Origin of the sequence: Actinomadura sp. WAC 06369 (assembly GCF_003947565.1) — a bacterium.
GTDB lineage: Bacteria > Actinomycetota > Actinomycetes > Streptosporangiales > Streptosporangiaceae > Spirillospora > Spirillospora rifamycini.
On record NZ_QHJN01000220.1, the window covers coordinates 1 to 11149 of the forward strand.

Annotated in this window: 10 protein-coding genes and 2 pseudogenes; 1 reads left to right on the plus strand and 11 read right to left on the minus strand. The window is 72.2% G+C overall.

The window, feature by feature from the left end; all coding sequences use genetic code 11:
* The 3 genes and pseudogenes from DMH08_RS35735 to DMH08_RS35745 form a co-directional block, all read right to left on the minus strand.
* Nucleotides 1-395: pseudogene (locus tag DMH08_RS35735) on the minus strand (hypothetical protein); the annotation flags it as partial.
* Between the two features lie 118 nt (nt 396-513).
* Nucleotides 514-798: a hypothetical protein gene (locus tag DMH08_RS35740; protein WP_125620571.1), complete on the minus strand. Its 285-nt coding sequence runs from the start codon at nt 796-798 to the stop codon at nt 514-516.
* Between the two features lie 52 nt (nt 799-850).
* Nucleotides 851-1372 (minus strand): hypothetical protein, encoded by a 522-nt coding sequence (locus DMH08_RS35745; protein WP_026404690.1) that lies wholly within the window; start codon nt 1370-1372, stop codon nt 851-853.
* Between the two features lie 101 nt (nt 1373-1473).
* Here DMH08_RS35745 and DMH08_RS35750 point away from each other — a divergent pair, with 101 nt between their 5' ends.
* A complete protein-coding gene (locus DMH08_RS35750; RefSeq protein WP_125620573.1) occupies nt 1474-2187 on the plus strand; it encodes an OBAP family protein in 714 nt (237 codons plus the stop codon).
* Here DMH08_RS35750 and DMH08_RS35755 read toward each other — a convergent pair.
* The 8 genes and pseudogenes from DMH08_RS35755 to DMH08_RS42880 all read right to left on the minus strand — a co-directional run.
* A complete protein-coding gene (locus tag DMH08_RS35755) occupies nt 2184-3455 on the minus strand; it encodes a hypothetical protein (protein ID WP_125620574.1) in 1272 nt (423 codons plus the stop codon). The two genes, DMH08_RS35750 and DMH08_RS35755, sit on opposite strands and share 4 nt — an antisense overlap.
* Complete coding sequence (locus DMH08_RS35760; protein ID WP_034520284.1) at nt 3455-4714, minus strand: ATP-grasp domain-containing protein; 1260 nt, start codon at nt 4712-4714, stop codon at nt 3455-3457. The genes DMH08_RS35755 and DMH08_RS35760 overlap by 1 nt, the downstream gene beginning before the upstream one ends.
* Nucleotides 4715-4743: 29 nt before the next feature.
* Entirely contained in the window at nt 4744-5991 is a 1248-nt protein-coding gene (locus DMH08_RS35765) for an MFS transporter (protein ID WP_125620576.1), read from the minus strand.
* Nucleotides 5988-7241: an ATP-grasp domain-containing protein gene (locus tag DMH08_RS35770; protein WP_026404694.1), complete on the minus strand. Its 1254-nt coding sequence runs from the start codon at nt 7239-7241 to the stop codon at nt 5988-5990. The genes DMH08_RS35765 and DMH08_RS35770 overlap by 4 nt, the downstream gene beginning before the upstream one ends.
* A gap of 27 nt (nt 7242-7268) precedes the next feature.
* The gene (locus DMH08_RS35775; RefSeq protein ID WP_026404695.1) at nt 7269-8363 is read right to left on the minus strand and encodes an amidinotransferase; all 1095 of its coding nucleotides are present in this window, start codon (nt 8361-8363) and stop codon (nt 7269-7271) included.
* Nucleotides 8356-9759, minus strand: coding sequence for an iron-containing redox enzyme family protein (locus DMH08_RS35780; protein WP_125620578.1), 1404 nt, complete (start codon nt 9757-9759; stop codon nt 8356-8358). Before DMH08_RS35780 ends, DMH08_RS35775 begins: the two co-directional genes overlap by 8 nt.
* Nucleotides 9756-10841 (minus strand): 50S ribosomal protein L11 methyltransferase, encoded by a 1086-nt coding sequence (locus tag DMH08_RS35785; RefSeq protein WP_125620580.1) that lies wholly within the window; start codon nt 10839-10841, stop codon nt 9756-9758. The genes DMH08_RS35780 and DMH08_RS35785 overlap by 4 nt, the downstream gene beginning before the upstream one ends.
* A gap of 32 nt (nt 10842-10873) precedes the next feature.
* Nucleotides 10874-11149 (minus strand): annotated as a pseudogene (locus DMH08_RS42880) (hypothetical protein); the annotation flags it as partial.

An 11149-nucleotide genomic window follows, 5' to 3' on the forward strand; every position in this document is an offset into this window, starting at 1 on the left:
TCGGTGGCTTCTGCGGGGGCGGGGGCGCTCGCCGGGAGGGGGGATTCGGGGGCGTCCTGGGCGGGTGAGAGCGTGAGCCACGCCTGGGTCCAGCGGTCCTCTTCGGCGGAGATCTCCTCCGGGGTGTGGGAGCCCTTCGCGCGCATGCACGCGGTGACGAAGGCGACCACGAAGGCGAGGCGGGGCGGGTTGGGGAGGCGCTTGCCGGCGAGGTTGTCGGAGAGCGTGCTCACCGGCAGGAGGTCGGCGGGCGGTTCGCCCGAGTCGGGGTCGGTTCCGCCGAGCGCGTTCAGGGTGCGCAGCGAGGGCCGACCCGCCCAGGCCCGCAGTTGCCGGAGTGCTTCCAGGAACTCTTCCGCCGTGGCCGCCGACCCCGGATCAGGCCGAGTCTGCATCTATTCTCCCGAACTATTTCTGTTCTGGGGAAAGGTCCGATCTGCACAGCCATGGTAGGGCCTTTCGGGCCCAGATGTACGGGAGTGTTCACTGGAGGATGGAGGCCGGGCGCGCGGATCAGGGGCGGGACGTGCGCACCTGGCGGTCGCGGCGCCGTTTGTGGAGGCGCCAGAGGTGCCTGACCAGGTAGACCAGGGCGATGAGGACGAACTGTTCGACCGGGGCCGGGGTGAAGGGGAGATCGAGGAAGACGATCGACGTGAAGCAGAACAGGAACCACAGGCCGCCCGCGCCGAGGACCAGGCCGTCCCGGAGCCGCCTTCCGCGGACGTGGTGGACGGCCGCGGCGAGTGCGGCGGTTCCGATCACGCCGATGAGCGCGACCTGGAGATCGGCCCACACGGCGGCCCCCTCGGTCGGGTGACCTGATTATGGCCGCCGATCGGGCTCCGGGCTAGCGGCGGGCGGCGCCGTAGAGGGAGCCGCCGAGGAGGACGGCGCCGGAGAGGACGCCGCTCACGAAGGGGATCCAGTCGACGTGCGAGAGCGCGGCCATGACCATGCCCGCGACGCCGAGGGCGGTCAGGAGGGCGCCCGGGACGGCGATGGCGGTGCGCTTCCAGATCGGTGCGAGGACGACGAAGTGCAGGCCGACGATGAGGGCGATCCAGGCGACGTTGCACTGGTCGGGGGCGTCCAGGGCGCGGAGGACGGCGATGCCGCCGAAGATCAGCGCGAACTCGGCCAGGACGACGAGGCCGAACTTGGGGCCGAACCAAGCGGGCGGGGGGTCGGCGGGGGCTTCCCGGCGGCGGTCGGTGCGGAAGCCGGTGACCACCACCGCGATCAGGCAGAGGACCGCCGCGACGCGGAGGGCGATCCCGAGGGGGCCGGGGACGGGCGCGCCGGCGTTCGCGAGGACGAACGCGGTGCCGAAGCTTGAGCCGACGAACAGGCCGAGGAGCTGGGGGGACATTCCGGTGATCTTAGGGCGAAAGCCGCGCCGGCGGGACGTCGCGGGCCCGGCCGGTGCACGCGGGGGTTCGGCGGGTAGGGGGTGCGGCGGAGGTGTCTGGGATGAAGGAACGTCGCAGTCCGCTGCGTCCGGACGGGGAAGGCAAAGGCGCGTGGCTCGCGGCGCTGGAGCAGGGCGCGAACCTGCTGCAGTCGACGGAGCCGATGAAGGGGTTCGACGTCTACGTGGTGGGGTTCCACTGCGTGAAGGACGGGCCGGACGAGCAGATGGAGGCGCACCACTACTGCAAGGTCGTGAACGACGATCTGCTGCAGTGCGTCCTGTTCGACGGGAACACGCGGGACGCGAACCTGATCGGGATCGAGTACATCGTGTCGGAGCGGCTGTTCGAGGGGTTGGACGAGGACGAGCAGGCGTACTGGCACCCGCACAACTTCGAGATCCTGTCGGGCCAGCTCGTCGCGCCCGGGTTGCCGGACGTGGCCGAGAAGGCGTTCATGAAGCAGCTGGTGAACTCCTACGGGAAGACGTGGCACACGTGGCATACCGGGCGGCATGACGGACGGCCGGGGCACGGGCTGCCGGTGGGCGAGCCGAAGCTGATGTGGTCGTTCAACCGCGAGGGCGAGTGCGACGAGGCGCTGAAGGACGATCGCGCGCGGGCGATGGGGGTCGACGTCGAGCGGAAGCGGGCGGAGCGGCAGGAGTTCGTGCCGCTGGCGCGGCCGCAGCGGGGCGTGGACGCGATGAAGGAGCAGTTCGCGGGGACGACGCCGATCCCGGGGGTCGTCGACCGACCCCCGGGGCGCGGTTAGTGGTGGAAGACGGACGCGACGCGGGCGCCGGTGGTGCCGATGTTGACGACGGATCCGCCGTTCGCGGGCACGGTGCGGCAGAACGCGCCGCCGTAGCCGTCGGGGAACGCGAAGACGCCCCAGACGGCGGTCCAGTCGGTGACCCGGCCGTCGCGGTCCATGACCGGTTCGCGGTTCGGGACGATCCGGCGCTGCGCGATGTGCGGTTCGCGCAGGCATTCGGCGACGGTTTCGGCCCATTCGCGGTCGGTCTGGTCCCAGCCGGTGCGGATGCCGTGGCCGCCCAGGCCCGCGATCGGCTTGAGGATCATGGTGTCGCGTTCGGCGCGGACGAACTCGGCGAGGTCGCGGGTGAGCTGCCGGGTCCAAGGGAGGACGCGGTCGACAAGGGCGCGCTCGTCCGGGTCGAGGTCGGCGCCGGACAGCAGCGCGAGGCTGCTCTTGTACGCGAACATCCCGTTGGAGACGGGCGTCCACAGGACGACGCGGCCTTCTTCGTGCGCGCGCTGGACGGTTTCGGCGGGGGCCACGTTGCGGTCGTCCCGCGCGAGCTGGTTCGGGCTGTAGTAGCGGAGGACGAGGTCGATCGGCTTGCCGTGCAGGTGGAGGCGGCCGTTGCGCGTCTGGACCTGGTCGACGTCGCCGTAGACGAGGTCGATGCCGTGGCGGCGCATCGATTCCTGGAACGAGCGGTGCAGCGCCTCGTAGGGGGCGATGCCGCCGACGCCTTCGAGGGTCGCGACGACCGGGTCGTCCTTGCCGGTGGCCCGGACGAACTGGCGTGCGATGGCGGCGGTGGTGTCGACGTGGGCGAGGCCGTGGTCGGCGGCGAACGCGCCGAACGCGTCGGTGCCGAGCAGGGGGCCGTTGAGGTCGCCGACGTCGACGCCGCCGAGTTCGCTGCCGACGTTGAACTCCATCAGCCGGAAGCCCGCCTCGTCCTGGTACATGTCGGCGCGCCCGTACAGGACGGGGTCGCCGGCGAAGCGGGTCATGATGCCGGTGCGGTGCTCGTCCATGCCGAGGGCGCCGCAGAAGGCGCGGACGTCCCCGCCGAACAGCCGGTCGGGGAGGGACGTGAGCAGGCCGAACAGCCGGCGGAGGTCGTCGGCGGCGCGGCGGATCCCGTCCTCGGCGCAGAACATCGGGCGGGGCAGCAGGTACTTCCGCCAGGCCGCGGCGTACGCCTCGGGGAGGTCGGCGGACGCCACGGCGTCGCGGAGCGCCGGGTCGGCGGCGCAGGCGTCGAGGTACTTGTGGGTGACCATCAGGCGTCGGCCTCGACGATGAGTTCCTTCTCGATGGCGCGGATGGCCTCGCGGTCGGCGTGGACCTGCGCGGAGTCCTCGTGGGCGAGGATGATGTAGCCCATCGTCATGCTGGCGAACAGGTCGGTGCTGGCGTCGACGCGGTCGCCGGTCGTCACGAGGTGGACGGGCGAGTGGTAGCTGGGCAGCTCGCGGGCCGCGTCGTAGATCTCGGCGTTGCGGACGATCCCGGTGGAGTGCGACATCAGGAACACGGCCATGACGTTGCGGTTCAGCGTGTAGCCGGGCGGCAGTTTGGGGCCGAGGCCCCGGCAGACGTCGACGATGCGGGTGACCTGGCTCTCGCCGGTGGCGATCTCGGTGACGGCGGGGTTGCCGGCGCCGGCGAGGCGCGCGTTGACCTCCAGCAGCCGCGGCCCGTCCGGGGTCATCATGATCTCGGTGTGGGCGGCCCAGTTCCGCAGCCCGACGGCGTCGAGCGCGCCGAGCCCGTACTCGATCAGCTCGCCGTACTCGTCGGTGTCGTAGGGCAGCCATTCGACGGAGTCGTACACGGCGATGCCCTCGCCGAACGGCACCCGCCGGTACTTGATCATGTCGGTGATGGAGTGCCGGCCGTCGTGGCTGACGGTGTCGATGGCGTACTCGACGCCGGTGAGCTGCTCCTGGACGAGCACCTCCTCGGCGACGACGTCGAGCTTGTCGCGGCTGCCGAGCATCGCCTCGAACCGCTCGCGCCACCCTTCGCCGCCGGGCGCGCGGCTGACCCCGACGGTGCCGGCGCTGGTCGGCGGCTTGATGACGAGGTCGCGGCCGGCGAGTCCCTCGCGCTCGATCCAGGCGGCGACCTCGGCGGGGTCGGTGGTGCAGATCTGCTTGGGGACGGGCAGGCCGGCGTCGGCGAGGGCCCGGTGCATGAGGTACTTGTGGCGGCGCGCGTCCACGAGGTCGGGGTCGTTGGAGAACTCGGGGGCGAGCGCGTCGGAGAGCCGCTGCGCCTCCTGCAGCGCGGCTTCGACGCCGGGGATGACGGCGATCGGCTTCAGCGCGCCGAGCCGGGCGACGGTCTCGTCGATGTCGCCGTGGTGGTTGATGACGGCGTCGTAGTCGGCGGGGTCGTGCGAGGAGTGCAGCGGCCCGAGGGAGGGGCCGGCGTAGTCCATCACGGCCACCGGGCTGAAGCCCGCCCGCCGCAGCGCGGGGGCGACCATCGCCGCCGAGGTGAACGGGCGGACGATCGCGACGACCGGCTTGTCCATGGGGTTCCACCTTCGTTGGGTTGTGGTGTTCATTCGGCGGCCGGGGCCAGTTCGGGTTCCGCGGCGGCGGGGCGGCGGCGCGCCGTCCCGGCTCCGGCGGCGACGCAGGCGGCGGCGGCCAGCCCGCACGCCCCGGTGAGGACCCACACCCCGGAGCCCCACGCCTGCCACGCGGCGACGCCGATGATCGGGCCGAGGGCGTAGCCGACCTGCTGGGGGACGGTCGCGGCGGCGATGTAGCGGGCCCGCAGGGCGGGCGGGGCGATGAGGCCGGGGTAGGCCATCATCGACGGCGCGGCGATGACCTCCCCGAACGTCCACACGACGGTCGCGAGCACGAGGAGCGCGACGGGCGTCGGCCCGGCGTAGACGAGGTGGCCGAGGCCGAGGACGGCCATCCCGATCGTCATCGGCAGCCCGATGGGGAGCCGCTGCGTCCACTTCGACAGCAGCACCTCGAAGACGATGACGATGGCGCCGTTGACGGTGAGCAGCGCCGCGTAGACCTGCTCGCCGTGCCCGTTGCCCGTCACGAACAGCGGGAGGGCGGCCGAACTCTGGATGTAGGCGACGGCGGTGAGGAAGAGGCCGAGGACGACCAGCATGAACCGGCGGTCGGCGATGACGTGCCGGTAGCCGGCGCGCCCGCCGTCCGCGGCGCCGCCGACGTCGGGTTCGTGGTCGCCCTTCAGCACCAGGTAGGCGACGACGCCGAACGCGAGGGACGTCGCGGCGTCGACGTAGAACAGGGCGTCGTAGGACGCGTACGCCAGCAGCAGCGCGGCGCCGAGCGGCCCGAGGGTGGCGCCGACGTTGAACGACAACCGCATGACCGCGAACACCATGACGTGCCGGTCGTCCGGCGTCAGCTCGACGACCCACGCCATCGCCGCCGGGCGGTACGCCTGCGCGGTCAGCCCGGCGCCGGCGGCGACGGCGGCGCCCACCCACATGTTCGGGACGTGCACGAGCGCGGCGGTCAGCACGGCGGTGCCGGCCATCGACCCGATGATGACGCGCCGGTACCCGAACCGGTCGGCGGCGGCGCCGCCGACCGCGGAGCCGGAGATCCGGCCGATCATCAGCGCGGTCAGGACGACGCCGGCCTGCCAGGCGGAGAAGCCGCGGTCCGTCAGGTACAGCACCAGGAACGCGTTGAGGAACGCGGCGAGGTTGCTGATCAGGTTGCCGAGGACGAGGACGCGGACCGTCCCGTTCATCTGCCGCAGCGTGGCGATGATCGTCGGCGGCGCGGCGGCCTTTCCGGAGGTGCTCACGTGGCGGGCTCCAGCGGGGTGCCGGTGAAGGTGAAGAACCGGTCGGCGTCGGCGACGGCCGCGCCGGTCTCGTCGAGCGTGTCGCCGACGGCGATGACGAAGCCGCTGCGGGCCAGCCCGTACGGCGGGAGCCGCAGCCGCATGCCGGGCTCCACGGCCACCCGGATCTCCCTGATCGGCGGCCGGACGAGGTCCTCGCGGGCCGCCGCCGAGGTGATCTCCATGTCGTGCGCCGGGTACCCGAACCGGACGGACGCGGCGCGCGGCCGTCCCTCGAACACCACGGTCGGCGCGCGGCCCGCGACGATGTCGGCCGCCGCGAGCGGCGCGTCGACCCCGGACGTGAGCAGCCCGAGGTAGGGGATCATCCCGCCGCCGAGCCGCACGTTGATCTCGATGACCTGCGGGCCGTCCGGCGTGAGCTTGAACTCGATGTGGGTGTACCCGTCGGTGAACCCGACGGCCTCGTGCGCCCGCCGCAGCGCGTCCCGCATGTCCGGGTCGTGCAGCAGCGGGTCGGCGGCGTCGACGTCGTGGCCGATCTCCTCGAACGCCATCCGGCCGGTCCCGAGGACCTTCCGGGCGACGATCAGCGGCGTGCACGTCCCGCGGTGCAGGGCGCACTCGATCGCGACCTCGGGGCCGTCGAGGAACTCCTCGACGAGCACGTAGTCGTCGAACTGCCGGATGCCGCCCATCCGGACCCCGTCGGTCAGCGCGAACGCCGCCTCCAGCTCGTCCGGTCCGTGGACCTTGCGGACGCCCATGCTGCCGCCGAGGTTGCGGGGCTTGAGGATGACGGGGTAGCCGATCCGGTCGGCGAACGCGCGGGCGTCGTCCAGGGTGGACACGGCCAGCGACGCGGGCTGCGGCAGTCCCGCGGCCCGCAGCGCGTCGCGGGTCGCGCTCTTGTCGCGGCACCGCGCGACGGCGTCCGGGTCCAGGACGGGGAAGCCGAGCGCGGCCGACAGGTGCGCGGACGTCTCGATGTACACCTCGTCGTAGCAGAACACGCCCGCGACCTCGTGGTCGCGCGCCACCTCCCGCGCCGCCGCCGTGAGCTTGTCGAGGTCGAGGCAGTCGACGACCGTGTGGCCGGCGATGTAGGGGTCCTCCCAGGTGGGCGGCGCGGGGTTCAGCAGCCACAGCCGGTACCGGGCGGACACCGACTCCAGGATGTAGGCGCGGTAGACCGAGTAGCTGCTCGCGATCAGGAGGAGGAGCGGACGTTCCTCGCCGTCGTGTGTCATTCGAACCTCAATGTGGGAGCGCGTGGGCTAGAAGTAGTCCTCGAGCGTGCCGCGGCGGCGGACGTCCAAGGTGGCGCAGTGGAAACCGCCGCCGAAGGTGTTGACCGTGCGGAACGGCACCGGGATGGGCGTGAAGCCCTCCTTCTCGAGGAGCCGGAGGAGTTCGGTCTCCTGGGCCTCGACGAAGATGCGGTCCTGGTCGAGCATCAGGGTGTTCATCGCGATCCAGCGGCTGCAGAAGTACATCGTCTGGTCGGCGGGGATGGCGGGTTCCGGGCAGACGACGGTGTCCCAGTCGGCGAACATCTCGGGCAGTTCGCGGACCCGCTCGGGGTTGATCAGGACGCGGCCGGGGCGCAGCGGGACGAACGTGGCGTTCAGGTGCATCGGGTGGTCGTCGAGGAACGCGACCTCGTGGACGCGGAACTCGTCGCCGAGGAGGCGGCGCACCCACTCGATGCCGAAGGCGTTCGTGACGTGGCTGCGCTGCACGAGGATGTCGCGGCCGAAGCGCATGAAGTCGCCGGCGTCCACGATCGGCTCGAACTCGGTGATGACGGACGTCTCGGGCGGGAACGGGTTCGCGGGGTCCGGGGACGCGGGCTTCGCGGCGGCGTACCCGGGGTTGTAGGACGCGTCGGTGAGCTGGGGCTTCGGGGCGGCGACCCAGCGGGCGCCGCGCCGGAAGTAGTCCTTGAAGATCGTCCGGAAGGGGTGGGTGGCGAAGTAGTAGGACCGCCAGCCCATGGTGGCCTCGACGATCTGGTCGCCGGCGACGAGCGCGATGTCGCGGGGGAAGGTGTGGGAGGACCCGCCGGTGGACGACCAGTCGGCGGTGCCGAACCCGGCGGACTGGTCGACCGGGTCGGGGCGCCGCACGGTGACGCCCTCGCCTTCGAGGATCGCGGCGAAGCCGTCGAGTTCCGCGCGGGCGGCGTCGACCTGGTCTTCCGGGAAGGGGCCGCCGCCGTTGCGCCGGTAGAAGTCCCACGCCTCGGGCGGGACGGTCGCCTCGATGGCGGGGTGCCAGGGCGGGACGGCGGCGCCGTCGACGACACCGACGATGACCTCTTCGAGCGGGTCCCACTCGTTGTAGGACGAGACGGGCGACGATTCAGGCATCGTGGGTCCTTTCGGCGGTCCGGACGGTGACGCGGGCGCGGGGGGAAGCGGCCTTGAGGCCGTGCAGGCGGTGCGCGGGGACGTGCAGGACGTCGCCCTTCTCCAGCAGGTGCGGGCGGTCGGTGGCCCACGCGTGCACGTGGACGGCGCCGTCCTCGACCTCGATGAGCCGGTCGGTGCCGTGGACGCCGGTGGTGAACGGATCGTCCGGGCGCAGGGTGGCGGCGGACGCGTCGTCGCGGGCGTCGATCGAGGGGTTGGTGTGGGCGTCGAGGGAGTCGGCCCACGCGATCTGGGCGCGGAAGTCCTCGTCGCCGAGGCGGAGGAGGAGCTTGGTGTCCTCGATGCCGCGCACGAGTTCGGGGATGACGAGTTCGCCGTGCGCGCGCGCCAGCCCGAGCAGGAGGTTCTCGTACGTCATGCGCCCGTGGTGGATGTCGATGTGGGCGTGCTCGTCGCAGTACTTGGCGTCCACGCGGTCGCCGTAGACGGCGCGGAGCATCACGCCGGTGTCGGCGAAGCCCTGGGCGAACAGCCACTCCAGGTAGGTCACCGCCGCCATGTAGCGGAACATCCCGCGGTGGTCCTCGGTGAGCCAGTTGAAGTAGTTGACGCCGACGAGGGAGCTGGTGAGGTAGAAGTTCCAGTACGCGTGCAGGTCGGTGCGGAGGCCGACGCTGGCGAGCATCTCCTTGAAGATCGTGCTGTGCTTGGCGCCGTAGACGCCGTACCCGAACTCGTCGTTGAAGATCTTGAAGAGTTCGGACTGCTCGGCGCCGTAGGACCCGCCGAGGTTGCGGGCCATCGCGGACGCCTCCGTCAGCGCGTCCAGCGCGAGCTGGATGAGGTGCAGGCTCGCGGCCTCCTCCGGGTGCCGGCACTCGACGATCGCCCGCATGGTGCCGCTGACCGGCGCGGCCGCGTCGACGGCCGGGTTGACGCCGGACGCGTCGGCCGGGGCGCCCGCGCCGCCGACCTCGGCGAGGAAGTACTCCTGGAGGTCGTCGAGGGTCCGGACGGGCGGGGCCGGGACGGCGTCGTCGAGGAACGCGAACGCGTACCGCTCCAGCCCGGGCCGGACCTCGTCGCGGAGCCGCCGCACCTCGTCGCCGTAGAAGAGGTCGAAGTCGTCCTTGGCGGTGGCGAGCCCGGCCGCCGGGAGGAGGATCATGTCGCTCTCGTAGGCGTTGCACAGGATCCGACCGGCGGCGAGCTGGCCCGGCCCGAGGAACTCGGAGAGGGCGGCCGGGACGGAGTGGCCGGCGAGGGCGTCGATCGCGCCGATCGGCCGCCGGTACGGGTTGCCGGTGATGTAGACGTCCGGTCCGGGCTGGAAGATCGGCTGCGCGCAGTAGGCGGCGAGCGCGGACGACCGCGCGGTGTCCATGATCGTCATGCGGTCTCCTCGGCGGGCGGGACCTCGAAGCGGATGTGGCGCCCGTCGTGCAGCGCGGTGACCGCGACGGTGTCGCCGGACCGGACCAGCTGCGGGACGGGCAGGCACTGGATCGCCTGCTTCCAGTGCGACGCGATGCCGGGCGCGTTCGTCAGCGTGACGCCGGGCACGAGGTCCATCTCGAACCAGAACGCGATGGCGTGCAGCCGTCCGGGGGAGGTGGGCCGGACGCGCAGCTCGGTGCGCTGCGGGGACGCGTCGGCGGTGCGGAAGTCGAAGTCGAACACCGGCACCGGCTCGGACAGGGCGCGGTGCTCGTGGCGGTGCAGCCGGGAGTCGAAGTACTCGAGCGTCGACAGCCGGTTGAAGGGCGCCAGGTCGAAGCCGTGCAGCTTGCCGACGTGGTTCTTGCGGTGCAGGTGGACGCTCTCGATGAGCTGCGCGTACACGCGGGCCCGGTACGGCATGATCGTCGCGTCCGGGGCGAGCAGGTGCTCGCGGGCGTGCGCGATGGTGCCGAGGATGCCCTCGCCGAGCAGCCCGCAGTCGACGATCTCGGTGACGAGCAGGTCGGCGCGGCGCGGCAGGTCGCCGGGGACGGTCATCCGGGTCGACATCTTCGGGACGACCCGGACCGTGTCGTCGTATCCGGCGGTGCGGACGACCTCGACGGCGGTCTCGGCGACGGCCGGCTGGCCCTCGCAGGCGATGACGCCGCGGGCGCCGGCGCGGGCGGCCATCATCGCGAGCAGCCCCGAGCCGGCGCCGATGTCGAGGACGAGCGCGTCCGGGTTCGCGGTGACCGCCTGCCGGATCGCGTGGTCGTAGCGTTCGGCGCGCTCCTCGTCGTGCAGCATCTCCCAGTGCCAGCGCGGCACGGCGTGCCGGACGGCCCGGTTGTGGCCGAGCAGCGCCTCCTGGTTGTTCCGGTCGACGCCGAGGATCAGCCGGTAGGCGCGGGCGGCGTCCTCGTAGCGGCCCTGGTCGTGGAGGTCGTTCCCCCAGGCGAGGAACTCGGCGACGTCGATCGCGGGCGCGGGCGCGGGCGCGGATGCGGACGCGGTGTCGTGGGTGAGGGTCACGGCCGGGCCTCCCGGGCTCGGGGTGGACGGTGTCAGCGGCATGCGGGCTCCCGGTCGCTCGTGTCCCGGTCGCTCGCGTCGGGGTCGCCCGCGTCGGGGTCGGGGCCGGGCGGGAGGTTCGCGAGGACCTCCTTGTGCAGGACGGACACGGGCGTGTCGTCCGGCGTGTCCTCGGGGAGGACGACGACGGCGATGCGGCCGAAGTCCTCGCTGGTCGCGCCGTACTCGTGCATGTACCGGCGGGCGAACATCGCGACCCACTGGGCCGGGGTGTTGAGCCCGAACGGCGTCATCCACGAGTACGCGGC

Excerpts from the sequence above, each read along its gene's own strand:
- DMH08_RS35745 (WP_026404690.1), bottom strand. The coding sequence starts at position 1,372 with ATGTCCCCCCAGCTCCTCGGCCTGTTCGTCGGCTCAAGCTTCGGCACC.
- DMH08_RS35750 (WP_125620573.1), top strand. The coding sequence starts at position 1,474 with ATGAAGGAACGTCGCAGTCCGCTGCGTCCGGACGGGGAAGGCAAAGGC.
- DMH08_RS35755 (WP_125620574.1), bottom strand. The coding sequence starts at position 3,455 with ATGGTCACCCACAAGTACCTCGACGCCTGCGCCGCCGACCCGGCGCTC.
- DMH08_RS35760 (WP_034520284.1), bottom strand. The coding sequence starts at position 4,714 with ATGGACAAGCCGGTCGTCGCGATCGTCCGCCCGTTCACCTCGGCGGCG.
- DMH08_RS35770 (WP_026404694.1), bottom strand. The coding sequence starts at position 7,241 with ATGACACACGACGGCGAGGAACGTCCGCTCCTCCTCCTGATCGCGAGC.
- DMH08_RS35775 (WP_026404695.1), bottom strand. The coding sequence starts at position 8,363 with ATGCCTGAATCGTCGCCCGTCTCGTCCTACAACGAGTGGGACCCGCTC.
- DMH08_RS35780 (WP_125620578.1), bottom strand. The coding sequence starts at position 9,759 with ATGACGATCATGGACACCGCGCGGTCGTCCGCGCTCGCCGCCTACTGC.